The organism is Acidovorax sp. BLS4 (genome assembly GCF_032929295.1).
Lineage (GTDB): Bacteria > Pseudomonadota > Gammaproteobacteria > Burkholderiales > Burkholderiaceae_C > Paracidovorax.
The window spans coordinates 3771410-3795271 of record NZ_CP136797.1 but is presented as its reverse complement, the minus strand read 5'-3'; the positions used below and the strand labels follow the sequence as shown (position 1 = coordinate 3795271).

The 23862-nt window shown below is 71.2% G+C and carries 23 protein-coding genes and 1 pseudogene; 6 read left to right on the top strand and 18 right to left on the bottom strand.

All coding sequences use genetic code 11. From position 1 onward, the window contains the following. Positions 1-18: 18 nt before the first annotated feature. The 5 genes from R1Z03_RS17470 to R1Z03_RS17450 all read right to left on the bottom strand — a co-directional run bounded on the left by R1Z03_RS17470 (position 19) and on the right by R1Z03_RS17450 (position 6550). On the bottom strand, positions 19-1242 hold the full coding sequence (locus R1Z03_RS17470) for a M48 family metallopeptidase (protein ID WP_317353330.1): 1224 nt from the start codon (positions 1240-1242) through the stop codon (positions 19-21). A 28-nt stretch (positions 1243-1270) separates the two neighbouring features. Continuing rightward, complete coding sequence (locus R1Z03_RS17465) at positions 1271-2503, bottom strand: YjgN family protein (RefSeq protein WP_372588280.1); 1233 nt, start codon at positions 2501-2503, stop codon at positions 1271-1273. 159 nt (positions 2504-2662) lie between these two features. Beyond that, positions 2663-3484 (bottom strand): RNA pseudouridine synthase, encoded by an 822-nt coding sequence (locus tag R1Z03_RS17460; RefSeq protein ID WP_317353326.1) that lies wholly within the window; start codon positions 3482-3484, stop codon positions 2663-2665. Next, positions 3477-5171, bottom strand: coding sequence for an MBL fold metallo-hydrolase (locus tag R1Z03_RS17455; RefSeq protein ID WP_317353323.1), 1695 nt, complete (start codon positions 5169-5171; stop codon positions 3477-3479). The genes R1Z03_RS17460 and R1Z03_RS17455 overlap by 8 nt, the downstream gene beginning before the upstream one ends. 104 nt (positions 5172-5275) lie before the next feature. Next, positions 5276-6550 (bottom strand): flavin-dependent oxidoreductase, encoded by a 1275-nt coding sequence (locus tag R1Z03_RS17450; protein ID WP_317353320.1) that lies wholly within the window; start codon positions 6548-6550, stop codon positions 5276-5278. Positions 6551-6609: 59 nt separating this feature from the next. On the opposite strand from R1Z03_RS17450, the gene R1Z03_RS17445 reads away from it, so the two are divergent. Continuing rightward, positions 6610-7176 carry a MarR family winged helix-turn-helix transcriptional regulator gene (locus R1Z03_RS17445; RefSeq protein ID WP_284429677.1) on the top strand — a complete coding sequence of 189 codons (567 nt, stop codon included), beginning with the start codon at positions 6610-6612 and terminating at the stop codon, positions 7174-7176. A gap of 97 nt (positions 7177-7273) precedes the next feature. After that, positions 7274-8257, top strand: coding sequence for a Bug family tripartite tricarboxylate transporter substrate binding protein (locus R1Z03_RS17440; RefSeq protein ID WP_284425388.1), 984 nt, complete (start codon positions 7274-7276; stop codon positions 8255-8257). 27 nt (positions 8258-8284) lie between these two features. On the opposite strand, the gene dkgB is transcribed toward R1Z03_RS17440, so the two are convergent. Both dkgB and R1Z03_RS17430 read right to left on the bottom strand, forming a co-directional pair. Next, positions 8285-9109, bottom strand: a complete 825-nt coding sequence (dkgB, locus tag R1Z03_RS17435; RefSeq protein ID WP_317353314.1) for a 2,5-didehydrogluconate reductase DkgB — start codon at positions 9107-9109, stop codon at positions 8285-8287. Positions 9110-9255: 146 nt separating this feature from the next. After that, positions 9256-9389: pseudogene (locus tag R1Z03_RS17430) on the bottom strand (MFS sugar transporter); the annotation flags it as partial. A gap of 115 nt (positions 9390-9504) precedes the next feature. Between R1Z03_RS17430 and R1Z03_RS17425 the strand changes: the two are divergent. Continuing rightward, positions 9505-10395: a LysR substrate-binding domain-containing protein gene (locus tag R1Z03_RS17425; protein WP_317353313.1), complete on the top strand. Its 891-nt coding sequence runs from the start codon at positions 9505-9507 to the stop codon at positions 10393-10395. Positions 10396-10487: 92 nt separating this feature from the next. Here R1Z03_RS17425 and otsA read toward each other — a convergent pair whose 3' ends face one another. Genes otsA through otsB form a run of 3 tightly spaced genes read right to left on the bottom strand, consistent with a single transcriptional unit; the run spans position 10488 to position 14461 of the window. Continuing rightward, on the bottom strand, positions 10488-11855 hold the full coding sequence (gene otsA, locus R1Z03_RS17420; protein ID WP_272565231.1) for an alpha,alpha-trehalose-phosphate synthase (UDP-forming): 1368 nt from the start codon (positions 11853-11855) through the stop codon (positions 10488-10490). Positions 11856-11915: 60 nt separating this feature from the next. Continuing rightward, positions 11916-13727, bottom strand: a complete 1812-nt coding sequence (locus tag R1Z03_RS17415; protein WP_317353303.1) for a glycoside hydrolase family 15 protein — start codon at positions 13725-13727, stop codon at positions 11916-11918. Continuing rightward, positions 13724-14461: a trehalose-phosphatase gene (gene otsB / locus R1Z03_RS17410; RefSeq protein ID WP_284429681.1), complete on the bottom strand. Its 738-nt coding sequence runs from the start codon at positions 14459-14461 to the stop codon at positions 13724-13726. The genes R1Z03_RS17415 and otsB overlap by 4 nt, the downstream gene beginning before the upstream one ends. Before the next feature lie 160 nt (positions 14462-14621). Between otsB and trxC the strand changes: the two genes are divergently transcribed. Then, positions 14622-15065, top strand: a complete 444-nt coding sequence (gene trxC, locus R1Z03_RS17405; RefSeq protein ID WP_317353297.1) for a thioredoxin TrxC — start codon at positions 14622-14624, stop codon at positions 15063-15065. 21 nt (positions 15066-15086) lie between these two features. On the opposite strand, the gene R1Z03_RS17400 is transcribed toward trxC, so the two are convergent. From R1Z03_RS17400 to R1Z03_RS17385, 4 genes are all read right to left on the bottom strand, one after another. Then, complete coding sequence (locus R1Z03_RS17400; protein ID WP_317353294.1) at positions 15087-16397, bottom strand: multifunctional CCA addition/repair protein; 1311 nt, start codon at positions 16395-16397, stop codon at positions 15087-15089. A 194-nt stretch (positions 16398-16591) separates the two neighbouring features. Beyond that, positions 16592-16951 carry a hypothetical protein gene (locus R1Z03_RS17395; protein WP_317353291.1) on the bottom strand — a complete coding sequence of 120 codons (360 nt, stop codon included), beginning with the start codon at positions 16949-16951 and terminating at the stop codon, positions 16592-16594. 119 nt (positions 16952-17070) lie between these two features. Then, the gene (locus R1Z03_RS17390; RefSeq protein WP_317353288.1) at positions 17071-17763 is read right to left on the bottom strand and encodes a glutathione S-transferase family protein; all 693 of its coding nucleotides are present in this window, start codon (positions 17761-17763) and stop codon (positions 17071-17073) included. A gap of 120 nt (positions 17764-17883) precedes the next feature. Beyond that, a complete protein-coding gene (locus tag R1Z03_RS17385; RefSeq protein WP_272565224.1) occupies positions 17884-18456 on the bottom strand; it encodes a 5-formyltetrahydrofolate cyclo-ligase in 573 nt (190 codons plus the stop codon). A 15-nt stretch (positions 18457-18471) separates the two neighbouring features. On the opposite strand from R1Z03_RS17385, the gene R1Z03_RS17380 reads away from it, so the two are divergent. Then, the gene (locus R1Z03_RS17380; protein ID WP_317353283.1) at positions 18472-20454 is read left to right on the top strand and encodes a transglycosylase SLT domain-containing protein; all 1983 of its coding nucleotides are present in this window, start codon (positions 18472-18474) and stop codon (positions 20452-20454) included. Positions 20455-20539: 85 nt separating this feature from the next. Next, positions 20540-21097: a DUF4124 domain-containing protein gene (locus R1Z03_RS17375; protein ID WP_317353279.1), complete on the top strand. Its 558-nt coding sequence runs from the start codon at positions 20540-20542 to the stop codon at positions 21095-21097. A gap of 34 nt (positions 21098-21131) precedes the next feature. Here R1Z03_RS17375 and R1Z03_RS17370 read toward each other — a convergent pair whose 3' ends face one another. From R1Z03_RS17370 to R1Z03_RS17355, 4 genes are read right to left on the bottom strand one after another with little or no spacing between them, the layout of a single operon-like run. Then, complete coding sequence (locus tag R1Z03_RS17370; protein WP_272565220.1) at positions 21132-21689, bottom strand: cytochrome b/b6 domain-containing protein; 558 nt, start codon at positions 21687-21689, stop codon at positions 21132-21134. Next, on the bottom strand, positions 21676-21954 hold the full coding sequence (locus R1Z03_RS17365) for a PepSY domain-containing protein (RefSeq protein ID WP_317353271.1): 279 nt from the start codon (positions 21952-21954) through the stop codon (positions 21676-21678). The genes R1Z03_RS17370 and R1Z03_RS17365 overlap by 14 nt, the downstream gene beginning before the upstream one ends. Before the next feature lie 60 nt (positions 21955-22014). Further along, positions 22015-22698 (bottom strand): Fe2+-dependent dioxygenase, encoded by a 684-nt coding sequence (locus R1Z03_RS17360; RefSeq protein WP_317353268.1) that lies wholly within the window; start codon positions 22696-22698, stop codon positions 22015-22017. Further along, positions 22692-23852, bottom strand: coding sequence for an alpha-hydroxy acid oxidase (locus R1Z03_RS17355; RefSeq protein ID WP_317353265.1), 1161 nt, complete (start codon positions 23850-23852; stop codon positions 22692-22694). The genes R1Z03_RS17360 and R1Z03_RS17355 overlap by 7 nt, the downstream gene beginning before the upstream one ends. Positions 23853-23862: the final 10 nt, after the last annotated feature.

The window sequence follows — 23862 nt, the reverse complement described above, 5'->3', positions numbered from 1 at the left end:
CCAAGGCCGTCGCCCGGCTCAGCGGGCGCAGTGCGGTGCCCGGCCCTCGCGCAGCTCGGTCGCGCGCTGCACGGTGCCCGGGTGGCTGCTCAACAGCGACAGCAGGCCCTCGCCGCCGGGCTCGACGCCCGGTGAGCGTTGTTTTGGCGGATCGCTCTGGCCCTTGCTTTCCTGGGGCTTGCCCGCCGGGGCGCCGGGGTGCTTCTTTTCCTCGTCGTGCGCAATGGCCAGCAGCAAGTCGGCCATGGGCGCCGTGGGCAGGCGGGCCTGGCCCATGAGCGCGATGGCGTAGCAGTCGGCCTCGCGCTCGTGGTCGCGGCTGTAGGCCAGGCCGGTGAGCAGTGCGCCGCCGGTGGACAGCAGGCCCGACACATCCCCCAACGCCAGTCCCAGGCCGATGTTGAGCACGCCTTGCTCGACCACGGTGCGCGTGGTGTGGCGGTGCACGACATGGCCGATTTCGTGGGCGAGCACGCCGACCAGCGCGTCGTCGCTCAGGCCGTTCTTCGCGGCCGCCTGGGCCAGCCCGTCGGTCATCACCACGCGCCCGCCGGGCAAGGCGAAGGCGTTGGCGCCCATGCCCTGGCGGAACTCCAGCTGCAGGCGCGGCGTGTAGCCGCCATAGCGCGGCGGCAGGGTGCGCGCCTGCGCCGCCAGCGCATCGAAGCGCTCGCGCAACTGGGTCTGGCGCGCCGCGGGCAGGGTGCTGGCCTTGAGTGTGCCGTGGTCCATCTGCTGCATGGCGCGGTCCGCCAATGCGGCCTCCCAGGCGATCGGCACGTGGCGCGTGAGCTGCGTGGCGGCCCAGGGCGTGCCGTAGCGGTAGAACAGCACCAGCGCGAGCACCGAGGCCAGCACGGTGGCGGCCAGCACGGTCCATCGGGTCTGCATGCGCTGCGCGATGCCGGGGCGGTGGCCGGCCGCGTGCATGGCGGCCTGCCAGGCGCTGACCGCTTTGATCTCCAGGCTGCCGTGGTCGCGCAGGTCCACCACGATGCGCGGTGGCGGGCGGTTCTCGCTCCAGGCCTCGGGCCAATCGACCTCGCGAAAGCCGAACACCCTGGGCGGGGCGCCGGGGGCGAGGGGGTGCAGCGTGAGCGTGGGCCCGCGCGCGCCGGCCGACAGGCCCACGAGCGCTGGCTGCGCCTTGCTGCTGCGCCCGTCGTACCAGCGCGCGGGCACCAGCGCCGGCGCCCCAGGGTGGGGGGGCGAAGCGGCCGGGGGCGCGGAAGGGTCGGCCATGCGGTCGCGGTGCGGCAACGGCGAAGCGTCAGCCGATCAGGTCGAGGCCGGCCGCGTCGGCCAGCGCATCGCCCACGCCGCCCTGCTGCTGGCGCACGAGCTGCCCGGCCACCTGGTCCACGCCGCCCTTGATGTGCAGGGTGACCGATTCGAGCTTCATGCGGTATTCGCTCACGCGGGCAAACGGGCGGTAGAACCCGAGCGTGACCACGGTGAGCAGGATGTTCTTGAGCCGCAGCCCCACGTAGCGGCCCGCGCGCAAGTCGCACTTGAAGCGGGCCATGTGGCTCACGCCGATGTTGTTCCACATGAGCTGGAACATGCGCGCTTCGCGGAAGGCGCGCGCGGGGGCCGATGCGAGCAGGAACACCACGAAGAACAGAATGAAGCCCAGCACGATGAACACGAACAGCCACATCCCCATGCGCTGCGTGGAGTTGGCCAGCAGCGCCCACGAGCCCTTCAGCGCCGCGGCGATGACGGCGCCCAGCACGGCCGACGACAGGAGGAACACCAGCACGGTGGCGACCCAGACCTTGACGAAGTCCACGTACTCCGGCTTCCAGCGGCCGGGCTCGGCGCCGATCTGCGAGCGCAGCACGAGCAGGCTGCGGTAGTTGTATTCGAGGCGGATGAAGCACAGCACGATGAGCACCAGGCCCACGGCCAGCAGGCCCCACATGGGCCCCGTCACCTTCGGCAGCTTGCGCCCGCCGGCCGGCAACTGCGCCTCGGGCGCCAGGGCCTGCAGACCGAAGAACACCGCCAGGCCCACCAGGGCGATGGCGAACACCGGCCAGCTGGCCTGGTAGACCTCGCGCCAGTTGGCGTTGAACTGCAGGCGCAGCCCCTTCCAGCGCGTGTTGGCCAGGCGAAAGCGCATGGCGCTGCCCCAGATCAGCGGGGCGAGGAGGGCGCCGCCGATCAGGAACAGGCCCACGGTGGCGTCCTGCCCCGTGCGCACGGCGATCTGGTAGGCGGCGGTGAGGCCCAGCAGCACGACGAAGCCGAAGACCATGCGGCGCTGCTGCGCGGTGAATTCGAGGGGGCTGCCGGCCACCAGGGTATGGCCGTAGAAGTACTGCGCGGTGCGCCGGCGGGCCCAGGGCGTGTACAGGCCGAGCGTGAGGATGCCCAGCAGCACGTTCACGATCCACACCCGGAAGTATTCGCCCCCGCTGCCGGTGAAGACCAAGGCATGCGGTTCGATGCCGTGCGATGTGAAGGTGGAAGACACCCTGTCTGCGGGTGGTGGGGTCATGTCCATGGGCTGCTCTCCTCGGTGCCGCGGAGTGTAGCGCAGCCCCTGGGGCATCGGTGGCCTGTCCATCGGCCTGTAGCGCAATACCAACTTGCGGTGGCAGCTACTGATTTTGTAGCGTTTGCGGTGGCGCTGCGCGCGGCGGGGCGCCCGCCGGCGTCAGAACTTTTCCCACGGCTGCAGGTAGCGCCACTGGCCCTCGGGCACCTTGGCCAGCGGCACGCGGCCCAGGCGGATGCGCTTGATGGCCACGACTGACAGGCCCACGGCCTCGCACATGGCCGGGATCTGCCCGGGGCGGATGCCCTTGAGCGCAAAGCGCAGGCGCGTCTCGTTCTGCCAGCTCACCTTGATGGGCGGCAGCGGTCGGCCGTTGAAGCTCAGGCCGTGGCAGAGCTTTTTCAGGCCGCTGTCGGACAGCGTACCCTGCACCTCGACGATGCATTCCTGCTCCAGCGATTCGATGTCCTCGGCCAGCTTGCGGGCGATGCGCGCATCCTGCGTGTAGACAACCAGGCCGCTCGCGGGCGTGGGCAGCGGGGTGAAGCATTCGAGCGCCCGGAAGTGCCGCTGCAGCACGCGCGTGCCGCTGGCGTCGTCGGCCGCATGCGAGGCCGCGCCGAGCAGGGTGAGCGCCGAGGGCTCGCCCTGGCTGCGGCTGCCGTGGCTTCCATGGCGGCCTGGGCCTGCCGGCGCCGCGCCGACCGGGCCCTGCGGTGTGCCCGGGCTGCCCAGTCCCGCTTCGTAGCCCACGGGCTTGTGCAGCAGCAGGGTCACCGGGGTCAACTCCATCAGGTTGGCGTCCTGGTCCATGGCCACCGCCTGGTGCGGCGAGACGCGGGCGCCGGGCGCCTCGACCACGCGGCCGTCCACGCGGACCCAGCCGCCCTCGATGTATTGCTCGGCCGTGCTGCGCGAGCAGCCCAGTTGTTCGGCTACGCGCTTGGCGAGGCGGATGTGTTCGCGGTTGGGATCAGACATGGCCGGGCTCCAGGGAAAGGTTCAGTGCGCGGATGCGCTCGACATGGGCCAGCAGCGAGCGCCGGGCCACCGGCCACATGCGCTCGGGCACATCGCCGTAGGCGTGGCGCACCCAGTCGTCCGGGCTGCCATCGGGAAAGGCCCGCATCGCGGCCAGCACCTTGGCCTCGCGCGCCAAGCGGTGGGCCTTGAGGCCGGCGATGGCGCCGCGCGCATCGCCCAACACGTAGCCGTGCGCGGGCAGGATGAACTGCACGCCGTGCCGCTCGCACACCGCATCGAGCCGGTCGAGCGAATCGAGGTAGTCGGCCATGTTGCCGTCCGGCGGGTCCACCACCGTGGTGCTGCCGTTCAGGATGTGGTCGCCGCTGAAAAGCAGGCCGTCTTCGACCAGCAGCAGGCACAGGTGGTTGGCCGCGTGGCCGGGGGTGTGCACCACCTCCAGCGTGTGCGTGACTTCGCCCTCGGGCGACGGGCCGGCCAGCACGAGCCGCTCGCCCTGCGCCAGTGCGCGCTCGGGCACGAAGTGGCTGGCCGCGCGCGCGGTGGGCGCCGACGGCAGGCCCAGGATGGGCGGCGCCGCGCGGCCATGGGCGGCCACCCGGGCCTGCAGCGGCAGCGCGCCGGGGGAATGGTCGGGGTGCGAATGCGTGCACACGATCATGCGGATGTCGCCGCCGGCCGCGCGCCACAGGCGCTCCAGGTGCTCGGCATCCTGCGGGCCGGGGTCAATGGCGATGAACCCCGTGGCCGGGTCGCCCACCAGGTAGCTGTTGGTTCCGGGGCCGGTCATCACGCCGGGGTTGGGCGCGGTCAGGCGCTGCACATTGCGCAGCAGCGGCACCGGGCGGTCGCTCTGCCAGTCGAGCGGGTGCACGATCTGGCCGTCGGGGCACACCAGCGCCAGTTCGCCGAAGGGTGGCTCGTGCTCCATGTGGCGCGACTCCCGGCCCGCCAGCAGGCCGGCGCGCGGGCAGCTGGTCCACAGCGGCGCCTCGTGCGCCACGGCGGCCAGCACGGCGTCCACACCGTCGAACCGCGCCAGGCGCTCCAGCGTGCGAATGGTGGGGTAAATCATGAAGAAGCGCCCTGCGGCATGGCGCTCCAGCGCATCGGCCGGGCGCACCCACACCGGCTCGAACTGCTCGGCCTCGTCGGCCACGGGTTCCTGGCCCTCGGGCATGCGCGCCACGAGAAAGGGCACGTCGAAGCGGCGCGGAAGGTCGCGGTCGGCCGTCCAGTGGGCGAGCAGGAACACGGCATCGGCCGCCAGCCGCAGCCCGCGCGCCTGGCACTGCGCCACGAACGGCGCGTGGCGGTCGAGCGCGGCGATGTCCGCGGCACCGGCGAAGCGGCCATCGGCATGGCGCGCCAGCAGCACGCCCAGTTCCTCGAAGCTCTCGCGGATGGCGGCGATGGCCTGGGTCACGCGCAGGTCGTTCTGCGTGGCGCGCCGGTCCGCGGCGGCGTGCGAGGCGGGCGCGGCGTCCAGCGCGTCGATGCCGCCGCCCGGGAACACGTAGGCGTCGGGCGCGAAGCTGGCGTTGGGCGAGCGGCGCGTCATCAGCACTTCGAGCCCGGTGCCGCCGCCGGCTGCCGGCGCGTCGCGCAGCAGCAGCACGGTGGCCGCGGCGCGCGTGGCCACCGGTTCGCGGTGGGGATGGAGTTGTTGGGAGGTGCGGGGCATCGGGCGATTATCGGCAGTGGGCGCCGGGGCGCCGCGCGCCCGCGCCCCGTTGGGGAGCTAGATGGCCGATTGCTATAAAAATAATAGCATTATGCCCTAGTCAATCATGTGCTGGAGGCCGATTTTGCTTCGACCTGCCGGTGGCCGGCCGCGGCCTTGTATTCCTGCACCCAGCGCGCCAGCACGGCCGGGTCCATCACGTCCTCGATGCGCGCGAAGCCCTCGGGGGCGCGTTCTTCCACCATGTCGAGGATGGCGTCCAGGCCCTCCTGCCGGTTCAGGGCCACGATGCGGGCGGTGGCGGGGCGGCGCGCGGCCTCGTAGTGTTCCAGCGCGGCGACAGGGTCGGGCTGCGCGTGCAGCGCATCGGCCAGCGCGCGGGCGTCCAGGATGGCCTGCGTGGCGCCGTTGGAGCCGATGGGGTACATGGGGTGCGCGGCATCGCCCAGCAAGGTGACGCGGCCGTGGCGCCAGCGGGGCAGGGGGTCGCGGTCCACCATGGGCCACTCCAGGATCTGCGTGGCCGCGCGGATCACGCCGGGCACGTCCAGCCAGTCGAAGCGCCACGCGCCGAAGGTGGGCAGCAGGTCGTCCACCGCGCCGGGCCGGCTCCAGTCGGCGCGGTCGGGCGCCCGGAGCCCGCCGCCGAAGCCGTCCTCGCGCAGGCGGCGGTCGGCCACCCAGTTGATGAGCTGCGTGCCGTCCGCCGCGGGCGGCGCGATCGGGTAGACCACGAACTTCGCCCGGCGGTGGCCGGCCTGCACCATGGTGCGCCCGTCCAGGAAAGGCCGCGCGACCGTGGTGCCGCGCCACATCATCATGCCGTTCCAGCACGGCGCGCCTTCATCGGGGAAAAACTGGCGCCGCAGCGCCGAATGGATGCCGTCCGCGCCGATCAGCAGGTCGCAGGGCAGCGCCTCGGTGCGGCCATCGGCATGGGCGATGTGGGCGGTGGCGCCGGCGTCGTCCTGCGTGCTGCCGGTGATGCGGGCGCCGCTGCGCATCGCCGCCGCGCCGAGGCGCCGCGCCGCCTCGTCCCACAGGAACATCTGCAGCTGCCCGCGGTGCACGCTCAGCTGCGGATGGCTGTAGCCCGCGGCCACGCCGCGCCGGTCTTCGTAGATCGGCTGGCCGTGGCGGTTGGCGAAGACCAGCGCCGCGGTCTCCACCCCCATCGTGCGCAGCGCGGGCAGCAGCCCCAGGCCATCGAGCACCGCCACGGCGTGCGGCAGCAGGTTGATGCCGACGCCGAGCGGCTTCAGGTGCGCGGACGCCTCGCACACGGTGATGCGGTGGCCTTGCGCCGCCAGGGCCAGCGCGGCCGTGAGGCCGCCGATGCCGCCGCCGGCGACGACGATGTGGAGCGGTGCAGAGGGCATGGTGTGTCTCCGGGTTGTCCTGCTTGACGCCATGCGATGGCGCCGCCTATTGTTGCGCCATGCAACAAAAATCGGCACGCGCGAAAACCCTGCCCTCCCATGCGCCGGCCAAGCCTGCGGCGCCGGCGCGCGCCCCGGATGCGCCCGAGGGCGAGCTGCGCCCCCTGCCGGGCCTGGACTACGGCGTGCTCGACCAGCTCATGGGCTATGCGCTGCGGCGCGCGCAGAACGCGCTGTACCTGCACTTTCAGCGGGCCGTCGCCGCGCAGGCCGACGTGAGCCCGCAGCGCTTCGCCGCGCTCGTGCTGGTGGCGGGCAACCCGGGCCTGCGCCAGGGCGTGCTGGCCGATGCGATGGGGCTGCACCGCAGCGGCGGCATGCGCCTGGTGGACTGGCTGCACGCCCAGGGCTGGGTGCGGCGCGCCGCCGATCCGCTGGATGGCCGGGGCTGGACCCTGCACCCCACGCCCGCGGGCCGCGCCGCGCTGCAGCGGCTGAGCGAGGCGGTGCTGGCGCACGATGCGGCGCTGGTGCAGGCGGTGGGCGAGGGCGGCGGGCAACTGCATCCGCTGCTGGAGCGCTTGGCAACGGCGGCGGCAGCGGCGTCGTCCGCGCCCCTCCCTTGATCCCCGCCCCCTGGATGGCCCCATGGCTCCGGCCGGCACGGTCGTCTGGCATGCTTTCCAGCCTTGCCCCAACAGAACCCACACAAGGAGTCAATGCATGACGAAGATGAACCGACGCCAGGCCGGCCTGGCGCTGGCAGGGCTGGCCGCCGCTGGCCTGGGAGCGCCCGCACGGGCGCAGCAGGGCGTGCCCCGCATCCTGGTGGGGTTTCCCGCCGGGGGATCGATCGACGTGGTGGCCCGCCGCCTGGCCGAGCAGTGGCGTGGCCGCACCGGCACCACCACGGTGGTCGAGCAGAAGGTGGGCGCGGGCGGGCGCATTGCCCTGGCCACGCTCAAGGACGCGCCGCCCGATGGGCTCACCCTGGTGCTCAGCCCCTCGTCCATGCTGACCATCTACCCGCACGTCTACAAGCGCCTGCAGTACCGGCCGGCCACGGACTTCATCGCCGTGACGCCGGTGGCCCTGTCCACCTGCGGCTTCATGGTCGGGCCGAAGGTGCCCGAGTCGGTCAAGACCCTGCGCCAGTTCGCCGACTGGACGAAGGCGCGGACCGAGCCCGAGGGCTACGCCTCGCCCGCGGCCGGTGCCATGCCGCACTTTCTGGGCACCCAGTTCGCCCGCGCGGCCGGCATCCAGCTCACGCACGTGCCCTACCGTGGCGCGGCCCCGGGCCTGCAGGACCTGATGGGCGGGCAGGTCGCCTCCGGCTGCTTCAGCGTGGGCGACTGCCTGCCGCATCTGCCCACCGGCCGGGTGCGCGTGCTGGGCGTGACCGACACGCGGCGCTCGCGCTTCCTGCCCGATGTCGCCACGTTCGAAGAGCAGGGCTTCGCCGGCATCCATGGCGTGGAAAGCTATGGGCTGTACCTGCCCGCCAAGACGCCCGCCGCGCAGGTCGACCGGCTGCTGGCGCTGGCGCAACAGGCGATCCGCGATCCGGCCGTGGTGGAGTCGCTGGCCAAGCTGGGCTTCGAGCCCGTCAGCAGCACCCCCGAAGAGTTCGCGCGGCAACTGGCGCAGGAGCGCGAGCGCTGGGCACCCGTGGTGGCGGCGTCGGGCTTTTCGTCCGAGGAATAGCCGCCGCCGGGCACGGGGCGGGCCGGGTCAGTCCCAGGCCGGTGCCAGGCCTTGCGGATCGACCAGCCGGCCGCCGCGCTCCAGGGAGGCGATGCGCTGCATCTGCCCGTCCGTCAGGCGCAGCTGCGGTGCTTTCAGATTGCTTTGCAGGTGGGCGTGCTGCGTGGACGAGGGAATCACCGCATGGCCCAGTTGCATGGCCCAGGCGAGGGCCACCTGCGCCGGCGTGGCCGCCAGTTCCGCCGCGATGGCCTGGATCACCGGGTCCTGCAGCACCTGGCCGTAGGCCAGCGTCATGTACGACGTGGTGTGGATGCCCTGGCTGCGCGCGAAGTCCACCACCGCGCGGTTCTGCAGGTAGGGGTGCAGCTCGATCTGGTGCGTGGCGATGCGGTCCGCGCCCACGGCAGCGATGGCTTCGCGCAGCAGGGCGGTGTTGAAGTTCGATACGCCGAAGGCCCGCGTCAGTCCCTGCGCCTGGGCCTCGGCCAGTGCGCCCAGCGACTCTCCCACCGGCACCGCGCCGCCGGGCGACGGCCAGTGGATCAGCGTGAGGTCCACCCGGTCGGTGCGCAGCCTGGCGAGGCTTTCCTTCAGGCTGGGAACGAGCCGGTCGGCCGCCAGGTGGTCGGTCCAGACCTTGGTGGTGATGAACAGTTCGTCGCGCGGCACGCCGCTCTCGGCGATGGCCTGGCCGACCTCGGACTCGTTGCCGTAGATCTGCGCGGTGTCGATGTGGCGGTAGCCCAGCGCCAGCGCGGTTTTCACCGAGTCGATGACGATCTGGTCCTTCAGGCGGAAGGTACCCAGGCCGAATGCAGGCACGGTGGGGGAGGCAACGGGTGTGGTCATGAAAGTCTCCGATGGAAATGAAGGGGTGAACGGAAAAAGGTTGGCCATGCAAAGCGGCCGGATCAATGGGCCGCGACGGCCGGACTGCCCGTGCGCACCGCGAAGCGGCTGCGGCGGTCCAGCACCGCGCTGTAGTGCGTGAGGGCCAGCGACACCAGCAGGCCGGCCGAGGGCAGGCCGATGGAAACATCCGCCGCCGCCGTGGGCAGCAGGCTGACGATCACGAAGTCGCTCCGATGGCGAAAGCGCTGAGCGTCAGCGCGAACAAGGCAATGGGCATGGAAGCACTCCTGAAGATGCGCCGAGTCTGCGGGTTTATCCTTTGCAGAAACACCCGGTTTCGCTCCATAGATACTTGCCCTGGAATCAATAATGAAACGGCTGGACTGCGCGCCATGAAGACCACGCTCGAAGAACTCCAGGCCTTTGCCGCCGTGGTGGACGGCGGCTCCATCACGGCCGCCGCCGAGCACTTGGGCCAGACCGTCTCCGGCATCAGCCGGGCGCTGGCGCGGCTGGAGAAGAAGCTCGAGACCACCCTGCTGCGCCGCACCACGCGCCGCATCGAACTCACCGAAGAGGGCCAGGCCTTCCTGGCCCGCACCCGCGCGATCCTCGCCGCGCTGGACGACGCCGAGGAGCACATGGCCGCACGCCGGCTCCAGCCCGCCGGCCGACTGCGCGTGAACGCCGCCACGCCGTTCATGCTGCACGCCGTCGTTCCGCTGGTGCCCGAGTTCCGCCGCGCCTACCCGCAGATCACGCTGGAGCTGGACACCGACGAGCTGAACATCGACCTGCTGGCGCGCCGCACCGACGTGGCGATCCGCATCGGCCCGCTGCGCGACTCCACGCTGCACGCCCGGCCGCTGGCCACGAGCCGCATCCGGGTGCTGGCGAGTCCGGCCTATCTCGCCGAACACGGCCGGCCCAGGACCGCGGCGGCCCTCGGCCGCCACACGCTGCTGGGGTTTTCACAGGTCGAATCGCTCAACCGCTGGCCGCTGCGCGGCGCGCATGGCGACGAATGGCCCATCACGCCGGACATCACCGCCTCCAGCGGCGAAACGCTGCGCCAGCTGGCATTGCGGGGTGCGGGCATCGTGTGCCTGTCCGACTTCATGACCGCCGCCGACCGCGAGCGGGGCGATCTGGTGCAGATCCTAGCGAAGGACACGGCCGACGTGCGCCAGCCGATCAGCGCGGTGTACTACCGCAACACGCAGCTGGCCGCGCGCATCGCGTGCTTTCTGGATTTTCTGCAGGAGCGGCTGAAGGCGTTCTGAGGGGGGGCGGGCGATTCAGGCGCGCGCCGTGGTCGTGGCGGCCCAGGCGGTCTTGCCGGCATTTCCGAGCCGGCCCATCCGGTTGCAGCCCCTCAGCCCAGCGTCTCCAGGAACGTCTTGCGCCACCAGTGGATGTCGTGCTCCCGGATGCGCTCCATCAGCGCCTGGTGGCGCCGCTGGCGTTCCTTGAGCGGCATCTGCAGCGCGGTCTGGATGGTGTCGGCCATGCCCTGCGTGTCGTAGGGGTTGACCAGCAGCGCTTCCTTCATCTGCTCGGCCGCGCCGGCGAAGCGCGACAGCACCAGCACGCCGGGGTCGTCCGGGTCCTGGGCGGCGATGTATTCCTTGGCGACGAGGTTCATGCCGTCGCGCAGCGGCGTCACCAGGCCCACGGCGGCGGCGCGGCACAGGCCCGGCACGCGCTTGCGGGCCACGGTGCGGTGGATGTAGCGCAGCGGCATCCAGTCGAGTTCGCCGTAGTCGCCGTTGATAGCGCCGCACAGACCTTCCAGTTCCTGGCGCAGGTCGGCATAGGCGTCCACGCTGTCGCGGGTGGGCGAGGCGATCATCACCAGCGTGGCGCTGTGGTGGTTCTCGGGGTAGCGCGCCAGCAGCTCGCGGAAGGCGCGCACGCGCTGCGGGATGCCCTTGGAGTAGTCCAGCCGGTCGATGCCCAGCAGCAGGCGCCGGCGCGAATACTCGTCGCGCATGGCGGTGAAGGTCTGCACGGCCTCGGGCGCGGCGGCCAGGCGGGTGAATTCGTCCACGTCAATGCCGATGGGGAAGGCCCCCACCTGCACCGTGGCGCCGAAGGCGCGCAGGTGCTGCGGGCCCACGGTTTCCGCATTGGCTTCGTTGCTCAGGTAGCGCGTGAAGTGCGACACGTCGGCCTCGCTCTGCAGGCCCACGAGGTCGTAGGCGAACAGGGAGCGCATGAGCCATTCGTGCTGCGGGATGGCGGCCATGATGAGCGGCGGGGGCACCGGGATGTGCAGGAAGAACCCGATGCGCTGGCGGCAGCCCAGCGCCCGCAGCTCGGCGGCGAGCGGGATCAGGTGGTAGTCGTGCACCCAGATGGTGTCGTCTTCCTTGAGCAGCGGCAGCAGCTTGCGGGCGAACATCTGGTTCACGCGGCGGTAGCCGGCAATGTAGCTGGCGTTGAAATCCGCCAGGTCCAGCCGGTAATGGAACACGGGCCACAGCACGCTGTTGCTGTAGCCGCTGTAGTAGCTGTCGTGGTCTTCCTGGCACAAATCCACGGTGGCCAGGGTGACGGTGCCCGCCTGGCGCGTCTGCAGCTTGCCTTCACCGGGCAGGCCGTCTTCGGAGATATTGCCGCTCCAGCCGAACCACAGGCCTCCGGTGCGGCTCAGCGTCTCGCCCAGTGCGACCGCAAGGCCTCCGGCGGCGGGCTTGCGGGGATCGGCGATGCGGTTGGAGATGACGACGAGGCGGCTCATGGGAAATTTCCTTGCGGTGCGAACGGGCAGTCGGGGTGGGCGTGGCGGATGCGGCGCCTTTCAGATCACGCTGTCCCAGGGGTCGGACAGCCGGACGGCGGCATTGATGATGCCGACCATGGAATAGGTCTGCGGGAAGTTGCCCCACATCTCTCCGGTCTGCGCGTGCGTGTCCTCGGACAGCAGTCCGAGCGGGTTGCGCGTGGCCAGCAGGGCCTCGAAGATCTCGCGCGCCTGCGCCTTTCGGCCGATGCGGGCCAGCGCGTCGATGCGCCAGAACGCGCAGATGTTGAAGGCGGTGTCGGGCTTGCCGAAGTCGTCGGCGGCCTCATAGCGGCGCATGTAGGGGCCGTCGCAGAGCGACGCCTCCATGGCGTCCACCGTCGAGACGAAGCGCGGGTCCATCGGGTCGATCAGGCCCACCTCGGCCATCAGCAGCACGCTGGCGTCCAGTTCGTTGCCGCCGAAGCTCTCGGCAAAGGCCTGGCGCTCCTCGCTCCAGGATTTCTCCAGGATCTCGTCGCGCATCGACCGGGCGTGCGCGCTCCAGTAGTCGGCGCGTTCCGGCAGCTGCAGCGAGTGGGCGATCTTGGCCAGGCGGTCACAGGCGGCCCAGCTCATCAGCGCCGATGAGGTGTGCACGCGGGCGCGGGTGCGCAGCTCCCACATGCCGGCGTCGGGCTGGCCGTACACGCGCACGGCCAGCTCGCCGATCTGCTCCATGCGCGAGAACTCGGTCGCGCCCGCCGGGTGCAGCAGCCGCTGGTCGTGGAAGGCCTGGGCCGCGCCCAGGATGATGTTGCCGTACACGTCGTGCTGGAAATGCTCGGCCGCCTGGTTGCCCACCCGCACCGGGCCCATGCCCCGGTAGCCGGCCAGGTGCGGCACGAAGGCCTCGGGCAGGTCGTGCTCCAGGCCGATGCCGTACAGCGGCTGGATGTGGCCGTCGCTGGCCTCGGCCACCACGTTGCTGAGCCAGCGCAGGTAGTCCTCCATCGTCGCCGTCTCGGATAGGCTGTTGAGCGCCCGCACGACGAAGAACGCATCGCGCAGCCAGCAGTAGCGGTAGTCCCAGTTGCGGCCGCTGTCGGCCGACTCGGGGATGCTCGTGGTCATGGCCGCCACGATGGCGCCGGTGTCCTCGAACAGCGAGAGCTTGAGCGTGAGGGCCGCGCGGATCACCGCGTCCTGCCATTCGAGCGGCACGGCCAGGCGCTGCGTCCAATGGCGCCAGTACCACACGGTTTCCTGCTCGTAGTGGCGCGCCGTGTCGGCAATGCCGGCGGGCAGCGACTCGTCGGCGCCCAGAAGGAAGTTGTGCTCGCGCGCCATCACGAAGGGCTGGCCCGACAGCACGTGGGAGATGGGCACGTCGGTGTTCAGCCGCAGCGTCAGCTCCTCGCCCACGTAGCGGATGTGGTTGCTGCCCTGCGTGATCTCGGGCGCGTCCTTGCCCCAGCCGTAGCGCACGTCCACCGTCACGCGGATGCGCGGTGCGCCCTCCAGCCGCCGCACGCGGCGCACCAGCATCATGGGCCGGAAGTAGCGCGACCGGGCGTAGAAGCGCGGGGCGAAATCCGTGATCTCGATGCTGTTGCCCGAACGGTCGGTGAGCCGCGTGCGCAGCACCGCGGTATTGGGCTCGTACCACTGCTCGGTGGTGGCGAGGTCTTCGATTTCGATGGCGAAGCGGCTGCCTTCGTCGCCCGGCTGCAGCAGGGCGTTGAACACCGGATCGCCGTCGAAGCGGGGCAGGCAGCACCACACGATGTGCGCCTGCGCATCCACCAGGGCGCTGATGGCGCAATTGCCGATCAGGCCCAGGGCGAGCGAGGGCTCGGCGGGCGGGCCGAAATGGGAACCGGTCTTCATGCGGCGGGCCTTTCCGGCGCCGCCATCTGGTAGAGCCATTCGCGCAGGACGGTGGTGTCGTCGCAGCGCACCGTCGCCTGCGTCTCGCCCGGGCCCACCTTGATGCCGATGCCGCCCAGGGCCTGGGTGGCAACGAAGCCGTTCTCGTCCGTCACGTCGTCGCCCGCGAATACGGGGATGCGGCCCTGGAAGGGCGGGTGCTGCATGAAGTCGGTGATCGCCCGTCCCTTGCTGGGTCCCGAGGGCTTGATCTCCAGCACGCACTTGCCCTGCATCAGTTCGAGCCCGGGCGCGTGCTTCAGCGCATGCTCCAGCGTCGATCGGCACAGCGCTTCGAGTTCCTGCGCCTGCCGGTAGTGCAGCGCGACGCCGGCGCTCTTGCGTTCCAGGACCAGGGCGGGATAGCGGTCGCGCAGTGCCTCGATGGTGCGGATGACCGCCGTCAGATCCATGGCCGGCACGGCCCCCACGAGCCCGCTGTTCAGGCGGTACTGGGCGCCATGCTCGCAGGCCAGCGGCAGCTGAAGGGGGGACAGGAAGCGGTCGATGTCGGCTTGCGTGCGGCCCGTCGCGATGGCCAGGGCACCGCCCAGCCGCTCGTGCAGCGCCTGCAGCGCCGGCACGATGCCCGGGGGCACCTGCACCGCATCGGGGTGGGACGCAATATCGGCGAGTGTGCCGTCAAAATCGAGGAAAAGTGCGTATCTCGCAGTCAGTAGCGGTAGATTTTGCATTGCCAGCCACCTTACCAGAAGCCTTCGCGCGGGCTGTAGGCGCCAAGGCAGGGCGGCTGTAGGCGGGTTGAAAACGCCCGCCGCAGCGCCCATGTGCGATGGGCCTGCCCCGGTGCCCTGTGCCAGCCTGGGCCACCACCCTTCCTCATTGCGGCCTTCCATGAACGACACCTCGCCCCTCCACATCGTCTGCCCCCATTGCCACACCACCAATCGCGTGCGGACGGACCAGCTGGCGAGCGCGCCCGACTGCGGGCAGTGCCATCAGCCGCTCTTCGCCGGCGCCCCTCTGGCGCTGGACGCCGATGGTTTCGAGCGCCACGTGCAGCGCAGCCACATTCCGGTGCTGGTGGATTTCTGGGCGCCCTGGTGCGGCCCCTGCCGTGCGATGGCCCCGGCGTTCGCGCAGGCCGCGCGCGAGCTGGAGCCGCAGGTGCGCCTGGCCAAGCTGGACACCGAGGCCCATCCGGCGCTGGCGGCGCGCCATCAGATCCGCAGCATCCCGACGATGATCCTGTTCCAGAACGGCCGCGAGTCCGCGCGCATTTCCGGCGCGTTGGGCGCGGCGGACATCGTGCGCTGGGTGCGCACCGCGACCCGCTGACTGTTCAGCGGGCGATCGCTTTCAACGGTCCGCTGGCGGGCGCCCCGGGGCAGAGGAAGGGCATCCGCCCTGTGCGGCCAGCCAGTCGGCCACCGCGCTCACCCGCGCCTTGCGGATCCATTCGCCCACCTGCGGGCCCGCGGCGCCGGCCGCCGCGGCGCGGGCGGCGATCTCCGCCGTCACCACCGACTGCGCTGCCGCGAGGATGGCCGCCAGCCGGGGGCGCTGGGGGTAGGGCGTCTCTTCGAAGCCGAGCCGGCCCCGCGCGTCGCATTCGCAGGCCAGCAGCACCTCGGCAAAGCGCGCCGGCTTGCGCAGGGCGTCGCAACGCTCCAGGAGCCGCACCAGGGCGGCGGCGTTGAGGTCCGCGCTGCGGTGGATGTGGCCGTGCTCGCGCGCCACCACGTCCGCGGTTTCGCGGCAGTCCACCGGCACGCGCAGGCGCTCGCACACGTCGCGCAGCAGTTCGGCGCTGCGGGTTTCGTGGCCGATGTGGCGCGGCAGCACGTCGGCCGCGGTGGTGCCCTTGCCCAGGTCGTGCACCAGGCAGGCAAAGCGCACCGCCAGGGGCGCCTGCAGCCGCGCGGCCATGTCCAGCACCATCATCACGTGCACGCCGGTGTCGACCTCGGGGTGGTACTCCGCGCGCTGGGGCACGCCCCACAGGCGGTCGAGCTCCGGCAGCAGCACGGCCAGCGCCCCGCAGGCGCGCAGCACTTCGAACATGCGCGAGGGCGCGGGCTCCATCAGGCCGCGGGCCAGTTCCTGCCAGACACGCTCGGCCACCAGGTGATCCACCTCGCCGGCCTCGACCATCTCCCGCATGAGCGCCAGGGTCTCGGGGGCCACGGTGAAGTCGGTGAAGCGCGCGGCGAAGCGGGCCACGCGCAGGATGCGCACGGGGTCTTCGCGGAAGGCGTCGGTCACGTGGCGCAGCACGCGCGCCTGCAGGTCGCGCACGCCGCCGTAGGGGTCGCACAGGCCATGCGTTGCCGAGGGGTCGGAGGCAGAGGCACCGGCCGCATCGGCCGGCTGCGCGATGGCGTTGATCGTGAGGTCGCGGCGCGAGAGGTCTTCCTCCAGCGTGACCTCGGGCGAGGCCTGCACCGCAAAGCCGCGGTAGCCGCGCCCGCTCTTGCGCTCGGTGCGCGCGAGGGCGTATTCCTCGTGCGTCTGGGGATGCAGGAACACCGGGAAGTCGCGCCCCACGGGCAGGTAGCCCTGCGCCGCCATTTCGTCGGGCGTGGCGCCGACGACGACCCAGTCCCTGTCGTTGACCGGGCGGCCCAGCAGCCTGTCGCGCACCGCGCCGCCCACCATGTAGATTTGCATGGGCGGCAGTGTACGGCGCGGCGTTGCGGACCCGGTTGGCATCTGCCCAACGGTCCGCGCGATCGATTCAAGGCCAAACAGGTGCCATGCCGGCGGATTTCATGCCTGGTTTGCTATTGAAAATATAGCAAAAGACAGTTGGCGGTGGCTGGCGCCAGGGGGGGGGCTGCTGGGCGTCGCCGCCCTCGCGCTGCTCAGCGCTTGTCGGCCGTCAGCCGCGCGAGCGCCCCCCGGATCACCTCGATGCGCTGGGCCTCGTAGGAATGGCTGTAGCGCAGGGTCTTGATGCCGTGCGGTCCCGAGATGGCGCGCGCCTCGAAATCGCCCTGCAGCCGGTCGAGGCAGGCCAGCAGTTCGGGGTGGTGGCGCGCGGCCACGGCCCGGTCGAACGAGAGGCTGCCGTCTGCCCTCTGACCGAAATCGCTGTCCGGCAGGGTGCCGTGGCCCGGCGTGAACGGAGGGGGTGGAATGGCGAACCGCGTGGGCGGGCGGCCGGGGCGGTCCACCCCCATCAGGGACGGATCGGGCGGGGTGCTGAAGTAGGTGGAACGCATGGAACGCTGGTCCTGGAGTGGCTGCGTTCACAGCGTGCCGCCGCTCCCGCCACGCCCCTGCCGCAGGCCGGAAGCGATGTTCCATTTTGCGAAACGCCCCCTCGCGGGCGCGTCACCGATCAGCGCGCCGTGCGGCTCATCCGGTAGGGCTCTTCGAAGTCGAGAAAGTCCGCTTCGGCCTCGGCCCCGCGCACCCAGTCCTGCACGCCGGGCAGCGCCAGCACGCGCTCCACATAGCCCGCGATGTGCGTCGGCAGCGGCAGGGCGTAAGTGGTCAGGCGCGAACACACGGGGGCGAAGAAGGCATCGGCGATGGTGAATCCGCCGAACAGCAGCGGGCCGCCGTGCGCCTGCAGCAGCGCCGTCCACATCTCGATCAGCCGCGCCACGTCGGCGCGCACGGCGGGGCGGTCGCGCCACAGCAGGGCGCCGGTGTCGGGCAGGCGGGCCTCGATGTTCATGGGGCAGGCGCCGCGCAGCGCGGCGAAGCCGCTGTGCATCTCGGCGCACACGCTGCGGGCCCGTGCGCGGGCGGCCGCGTCGGCGGGCCACAGCGCCTTGTCCGGGTGCTTTTCCGCCACGTATTCGGCGATGGCCAGGGTGTCCCACACGGCCAGGTCGCCGTCGACCAGCACGGGCACCTTGCCGGTGGGCGTGACCGCCTGGATCTTCTGCTTGAACTGCGAGCCTTCGTCGAAGCTGTCGAAACGCAGCGGAACTTCCTCGAACGCGATGCCGGCCTGGCGCAGCAGCACCCAGGGGCGCATGGACCAGGAGGAGTAGTTCTTGTTGCCGATGTAGAGCTGGAACATGGGATTCACCTCGGAAAACGGGAGGTGCATCCTACGACGCCGTCGAGCAGCCTTTCGATGCCTTTTCGCCGCGCGACTGATGCGCGCCGCGCATCAGCGGTGCCTGGCGGCCCTGGCCGGTCAGATCGGCCAGACCACTCCGTTGTCGTTCAGGATAGCGTTCAGTGGCAGGTCGTGGGCCTCGGGCTCGAAGTCGTCGATGTAGCCGTGCGTGAAGCCCAGGCCCACCGTGGTGGGCACCGGCTGCAGCGTGGCCAGCGTGCGGTCGTAGAACCCGCCGCCGTAGCCCAGCCGGTAGCCGCCGGGGCCGTAGCCCACGCAGGGCACGAACAGCAGGGAAGGCACGATCACCTCGGTGTCCTTGGGCTTGGGAATGCCGTAGGCGTCCTCCTCCATCGGGCAGCCGGGGTACCAGGCATGGAAGGTGAGGGTCTTGTGCACCTTGTCCACCACCGGCAGGCCGATGCGGCGCCGCTGGGGCTCGTCGAGCAGTTCGCCGTCTTCCTTCCAGCGGTGCAGCGCCGGGAGCGGGTCGAACTCGCCCTTGATGGGCCAGTAGGCCCCGATGACGGTGTCGGGCCGGTCCACCAGCCAGATTCGCATGACGCGCTGAAGCAGGTCCGCCCGCTGTAGGCGGTCGGGGAGGTTCAGGCGTTCTTCTACCAGTGCGCGGCGCAGGGCTGCTTTGTCCATCACATAATTCCCCCAATGCAATTGCTCAAGATTCTGACACCGCTCGTCGCGGGCGCCTTGCTCGCCGGTGGCGCGACCCTTGCGGTCGCGCAAAACCGGGGTGACGATACCCTGCTGGAGATGCAGCAGGCCTTCCGCAAGGGCGACCGGCAACGGCTCACCCAGCTGCTGCCGAGTGCCCGTGGCCACGTGCTCGAGCCCTGGGCCGCCTACTGGGAGTTGCGGGCCCGCCTCGGCGAGGCTCTGCCGCAGGAGGTGGGCGCCTTCCTGCAGCGCTACGCCGGCACCTACCAGGAAGACCGCCTGCGCAACGACTGGCTGCTGCTGGTGGGCCAGCGCCGCGACTGGGTGCAGTTTTCCGAGCTGCATCCGCAGTTCCGCATGGGAGACGACCGCGAGGTGCGCTGCTACGCGCTGCTGATCGAGCAGATCAAGGGCACGGCGCCGGCCGGCGCCATCGAGGAGGTGCTGCGCAACTGGTACGGCCAGCGCGAGGCCGACGACGGCTGCACGCACGCGGTGGCCGAGTTCTATGCCGACAAGAAGGTCACGGCCATGGACATCTGGCGCAAGGCGCGCCTGTCGGCCGAGGCCAACCGCGCCCGCGCCACGCGCAACGCGGTCGAGATCGTGGCGCCCGAGGCGCTGCCGCAGCTGCGCGAGGTATTCGATTCGCCCGTCAAGTTCCTGGCTGGCCGCGCCACGGCCGCCGGGCGCGTGCGCCAGGAGCTGGTCGTGCTCGGGCTCATCAAGATGGCCATGGCCGACCCTGGCGCCGCGGCGCGGCTGCTGGATGCCAAGTGGGGCGTGCAGCTGTCGTCCGAGGAGCGCAACTGGGTCTGGGGCGTGATCGGCAAGCAGACGGCGATCGCGCTGTCGCCGGACGCCATGGGCTACTTCGGCAACGTGTCCAAGGACGCCGACCTGTCCGACGACACCCTGGGCTGGAAGGTGCGCGCCGCTCTGCGGGCCGGGCAGTGGAAGCAGGTGGCGCGCGCCATCGACGCCATGTCGCCCACCGCCCGCCAGGACAGCACCTGGACCTACTGGCGTGCCCGCGCCTGGCTGTCCAACCGCCCAGGCGACGAAGACAAGGCCCGCGCCCGCGAGCTGCTCGAACGCATCGCGGGCACCAACGGCTTCTATGAAATGCTGGCCCTGGAAGAGCTGGGACAGCGCGTGGTGCTGCCGGCCGCGCCCCTGCCGCCGACGCCCGAGGAAAAGGCCGCCGTGCGCGCCAACCCGTCGCTCAACCGCGGGCTGTACGCCATCTTGCTGGGGCTTCGCGGCGAAGGCGTGCGCGAATGGAACTACGCCACCAACCTGCACAGCCCGGGCGGCATGGCCGACCGCGAGTTGCTGGCCGCCGCCGAGTTCGCCTGCCAGCGCGAGGTGTGGGACCGCTGCATCAACACCAGCGAGCGCACCAAGGCGGCGTTCGACGCATCGCAACGCTTTCCCATGCCGTTTCGCAGCACGGTGGTGGCGCGGTCGCAGGCCATCGGGCTCGACCCGGCCTACGTGTACGGGCTCATCCGCCAGGAAAGCCGCTTCGTCATGGACGCACGCTCGGGCGTGGGGGCCTCCGGCCTCATGCAGGTGATGCCGGCCACGGCCCGCTGGACGGCCCGCAAGATCGGCATGGCGAATTTCACGCCCGACCAGATCAACGACCGCGAGACCAACATCACCATCGGCACCGCCTACCTCAAGCTGGCGCTGGACGATTTCGACGGCTCCATGCCCCTGGCCGCTGCGGCCTACAACGCCGGTCCGGGCCGCCCGCGCAACTGGCGCAACGGCCCGCTGCTGGAGGCGGCCATCTGGGCGGAGAACGTGCCTTTCAGCGAAACGCGCGACTACGTGAAGAAGGTGCTGGCCAACACGACGCTGTACGCCGCGATCCTGAGCGGCCAGCCGCAGTCGCTCAAGGGGCGGCTGGGCAGCGTGGGGCCGCGCGATGCCGCGGTGCCGGAGCCGAACAAGGACCTGCCCTGATTCCTGCGCGGTGCCGGGTGCGAGGGCGCCCGGCACTGCGGTTTCACCCGGCCGCGGAGGGCGGCCGTTTCATACGAAAAAAACCATGTCCAACAAGAAGAGAATCGGGGCCGCTGCGGCCATCGCCGTGGCAGCCGGGTTGCTGTGCGGGGCCGTTTCGGCGCAGCCGGTCTACAAGTGGGTGGATGCGCAGGGCCGCACGCAGTATGGCCAGCAGCCGCCAGACCTGTCCACGGCCGAGCAGCCGCAGTTGCACAACACGGTGCCGTTCGGCAGCAGCGGTGGGACCGGTTCCGCCGCAGCGCCGCGCAAGCTGCCCCGGGACGTGCAGGACCAGGTGAATGGCCTGGCGCAGGGTTTGACCAAGACGCAGCCGGGCAAGGTGCCGCTGTCCTGCGGCAGGGCGGTGAGCAACGCGACCTCGGGCCTGGACACCATGCTGGAGACCGGCGACAAGAACGCACGCGACGGCTACCTGTCGCGCGAGCAATACGAAGCCACGGCGGGCAAGATCCGCGCCACGCGCAGCCACATCACGGTCGGCGACTGCGAGTCTTCCACGGGCGTCAAGCGCGACTTCTACCAGTGCATTTCCAACGACCGCAACCACGTGATGGGGTGCGCGCAGCAGCACCGCTTCTGAAGCCCCACCGGCCGATCCGCCGGCCTGCCGGCGCTCAGGGCACGTCGTCCCCCGTGGGCGGGGCCTTGCGCCCGGTGACCATGGCCCGCACGAGGTTCTCACGGTGCTTGTACCCGGTGAACAGAACGCCGCCCACGTGCAGGGCGACCAGGCCCAGCAGGGTCCAGCCCAGGCCCTCGTGCAGGTTGGCGAGCCAGCCGTAGCCCCAGAACAAGTCGGTGGTGTAGAGCCAGCCGGTGAACCCCAGCAGACCGATGCAGCCCAGCAGCGCCACCACCATCCAGCCGCCCAGCGGGTTGTGGCCCAGGTGGCGCGGCGCGCGTCCCGCGCCCACGGCCCGCGCGTAGGCCCAGGTGGCGGCCGGCCCGCGCACGAACTGCGCGAAGCGCGCGTGGTGCCGGCCCGCGAAGCCCCAGGCCACGCGTGCGCAGGCGATGGCCAGGGCGGCGTAGCCCAGGTTCTCGTGCAGGGGCCCCAGCCGGTGGCGGGTGATCCAGGCCGCGGCGACAGAGGCCACCAGCGACCAGTGCAGGAGCCGCACCGCCGCGTCCCACACGGGAACGGGCGGGTGGGGCGGGTTACTTTTCTTCAACGCGTTCCAGCGTCTTGGGGTCGAAGAACGCTTCCACGCGCTTGCCCTGCGGGTCCTTGCCGTACACCTCGTAGCAGGTGGAGGTCTTTTCCATGCGGCGCACGGTCCAGCCTTCCTTGACCAGCTTTTCCTGCAGCTCGGTGTGGGGGCGCCATTCCGAAGCGGGATGGGCGGGGCACTGCACGTCGCCGTGCGCCCAGGCGCCGCCGGCGGCCACGGTCAGGGCCAGGGCGATGGCGGCACGGTGAAAGGGGGTGGAATTCATGGGAGGCTCCTGCAAAGAAAGGGAATGGGAGGACGGAACGGTTTCGGACAGCGCAGCGTGTCAGGTCTGCGCCCAGCGGCGCAGGAGATTGTGGTACACGCCCGTGAGCTGCAGCAGCCGCGGGTCGGCGGCGTCCAGCGAGGGGGTCAGGCGCTGGATGGTCTGGTCCAGGTCGAAGAGCAGCGTGCGGTCGCCCTCGTCCTGCACCAGGCTTTCGATCCAGAAGAACGAGGCGATGCGCGCGCCGCGCGTGACCGGCGTCACGCGGTGCAGGCTGCTGGAAGGGTAGAGCACCAGGTCGCCGGCTTCGAGCTTGACGCCCTGCACGCCGAACGGGCCTTCGATCTCCAACTCCCCGCCGTCGTATTCGTGCGGATCGGCGAGGAACAGCGTGGCCGACACGTCGGTGCGCATCGACTGCTGCGTGCCGGGCCACTGCATGACGGCGCTGTCCACGTGCGCGCCATAGGTGCCGCCGTCGGCGTAGCGGTTGAACTTCGGCGGGTGGATCCTGCGTGGCAGGGCGGCCGCGATGAAGGTGGGGTGGCGGCCCAGCACCCGCAGCAGGTGCTGGCCCAGTTCCACCGCCACCTCGCTGGCGTCGTCGAGCTGTTCGTTGCGCTTGACCGACCGCGCCAGCGTGCCGGCGGTGGCGCTGCCGCTGCGCCAGTCGGCGCCATCCAGGCGCTGGCGGAAGTGGCCGACTTCGTCCGCGTCCAGAACGTGTTCGAGGGTGATCAGCATGGCATTTCTTCGGACAGGGAGGGAAAGGCCGGCGGCTGGGCCACGAGCGCGCCCGGGCCGATGTCGGCCAGCGTGGCGCAGCCGGCCAGCGCCATGCAGGCCTGCAGTTCTTCGATCAGCAGGCGCAGCAGGTGGGCCACGCCCAGCGCGCCGGCCACCGCCAGCGCATAGACCTGCAGCCGGCCGATCAGCACGGCATCGGCGCCGAGCGCCAGCGCCTTGAACACGTCGGTGCCGCTCCGGATGCCGCCATCGAACAGCACGGGCCAGCCGGGGCCCACCGCCGCTCGCACGGCGGGCAGCATCTGCAGGCTGGCGGGGGCGCCGTCCAGCCCGCGCCCACCGTGGTTGGAGACGACGATGCCCGCCACGCCCCGGGCCTGCAAGGCGGTGGCGTCTTCGGGGTGCAGCACGCCCTTGACCCAGACGGGCAGGTGCGTTTGCGCCATCAGCCAGTCCAGGTCGGCCCAGGTGGGCGCGAAGTGCATGGCATGGAAGACCCGGCCCTGGCCCGGCTGCGGGGCGGGCGGCTCCACCGGCGCCTGGCCGCGCAGGTTCTCGGCCACGCAGGTCGGCGGCATGCGAAAGCCCGCCGCCAGTGCCTGGCGGCCGGCGGTCTGCAGGGCCGCGTCCAGCGTGACGACGATCGCGCGGTAGCCGGCCGCCTCGGCGCGGCGAACCAACTGCAGCGTGTCCTCCCGCCGTGGCTGGAAGTACAGCTGGAACCAGCGCGCCGGGCCGCTGGCCTGCGCGATCGATTCGAGCGTGCGGGACGACAGGGTGCTGGCGACCAGGCAGGTGCCGGTGGCCTCGGCCGCGCGCGCGGTGGCGATCTCGCCGTGCGGGTGTGCCAGGGCCTGGAACGCCACCGGTGCGAGGGCCAGCGGGTGCTCCCAGGCCTCGCCGCCCACCACCGCCCGCACATGGCCGTGGCGCACGTCGCGCAGCAGCCGGGGCAGCACGGCCCAGCCGTCGAAGGCGCGCCGGTTGGCCTGTGCCGACGTGCCCAGGCCGCTGCCGCCCGCCACGTAGGCGTGGTGCGCGGCATCCATGTGCTTGGGCGCGAGCAGGGCGTAGTCGAGCGCGCCGTGCACGCCGGGCGGAATGCGGTCCGGCGGCGGAGGCGGTGCGGTGAAGGGAAGGGCTGGGGTCATCGTTGAAAGC

Excerpts from the sequence above, each read along its gene's own strand:
- R1Z03_RS17470 (WP_317353330.1), bottom strand. The coding sequence starts at position 1,242 with ATGGCCGACCCTTCCGCGCCCCCGGCCGCTTCGCCCCCCCACCCTGGG.
- R1Z03_RS17465 (WP_372588280.1), bottom strand. The coding sequence starts at position 2,503 with ATGACCCCACCACCCGCAGACAGGGTGTCTTCCACCTTCACATCGCAC.
- R1Z03_RS17415 (WP_317353303.1), bottom strand. The coding sequence starts at position 13,727 with ATGAAGACCGGTTCCCATTTCGGCCCGCCCGCCGAGCCCTCGCTCGCC.
- trxC (WP_317353297.1), top strand. The coding sequence starts at position 14,622 with ATGAACGACACCTCGCCCCTCCACATCGTCTGCCCCCATTGCCACACC.
- R1Z03_RS17355 (WP_317353265.1), bottom strand. The coding sequence starts at position 23,852 with ATGACCCCAGCCCTTCCCTTCACCGCACCGCCTCCGCCGCCGGACCGC.
- R1Z03_RS17455 (WP_317353323.1), bottom strand. The coding sequence starts at position 5,171 with ATGCCCCGCACCTCCCAACAACTCCATCCCCACCGCGAACCGGTGGCC.
- R1Z03_RS17445 (WP_284429677.1), top strand. The coding sequence starts at position 6,610 with ATGCAACAAAAATCGGCACGCGCGAAAACCCTGCCCTCCCATGCGCCG.
- R1Z03_RS17400 (WP_317353294.1), bottom strand. The coding sequence starts at position 16,397 with ATGCAAATCTACATGGTGGGCGGCGCGGTGCGCGACAGGCTGCTGGGC.
- R1Z03_RS17390 (WP_317353288.1), bottom strand. The coding sequence starts at position 17,763 with ATGTTCCAGCTCTACATCGGCAACAAGAACTACTCCTCCTGGTCCATG.
- R1Z03_RS17375 (WP_317353279.1), top strand. The coding sequence starts at position 20,540 with ATGTCCAACAAGAAGAGAATCGGGGCCGCTGCGGCCATCGCCGTGGCA.
- R1Z03_RS17380 (WP_317353283.1), top strand. The coding sequence starts at position 18,472 with ATGCAATTGCTCAAGATTCTGACACCGCTCGTCGCGGGCGCCTTGCTC.
- dkgB (WP_317353314.1), bottom strand. The coding sequence starts at position 9,109 with ATGACCACACCCGTTGCCTCCCCCACCGTGCCTGCATTCGGCCTGGGT.
- otsA (WP_272565231.1), bottom strand. The coding sequence starts at position 11,855 with ATGAGCCGCCTCGTCGTCATCTCCAACCGCATCGCCGATCCCCGCAAG.
- R1Z03_RS17365 (WP_317353271.1), bottom strand. The coding sequence starts at position 21,954 with ATGAATTCCACCCCCTTTCACCGTGCCGCCATCGCCCTGGCCCTGACC.
- R1Z03_RS17425 (WP_317353313.1), top strand. The coding sequence starts at position 9,505 with ATGAAGACCACGCTCGAAGAACTCCAGGCCTTTGCCGCCGTGGTGGAC.
- R1Z03_RS17460 (WP_317353326.1), bottom strand. The coding sequence starts at position 3,484 with ATGTCTGATCCCAACCGCGAACACATCCGCCTCGCCAAGCGCGTAGCC.
- R1Z03_RS17450 (WP_317353320.1), bottom strand. The coding sequence starts at position 6,550 with ATGCCCTCTGCACCGCTCCACATCGTCGTCGCCGGCGGCGGCATCGGC.
- otsB (WP_284429681.1), bottom strand. The coding sequence starts at position 14,461 with ATGCAAAATCTACCGCTACTGACTGCGAGATACGCACTTTTCCTCGAT.
- R1Z03_RS17360 (WP_317353268.1), bottom strand. The coding sequence starts at position 22,698 with ATGCTGATCACCCTCGAACACGTTCTGGACGCGGACGAAGTCGGCCAC.
- R1Z03_RS17395 (WP_317353291.1), bottom strand. The coding sequence starts at position 16,951 with ATGCGTTCCACCTACTTCAGCACCCCGCCCGATCCGTCCCTGATGGGG.
- R1Z03_RS17385 (WP_272565224.1), bottom strand. The coding sequence starts at position 18,456 with ATGGACAAAGCAGCCCTGCGCCGCGCACTGGTAGAAGAACGCCTGAAC.
- R1Z03_RS17440 (WP_284425388.1), top strand. The coding sequence starts at position 7,274 with ATGACGAAGATGAACCGACGCCAGGCCGGCCTGGCGCTGGCAGGGCTG.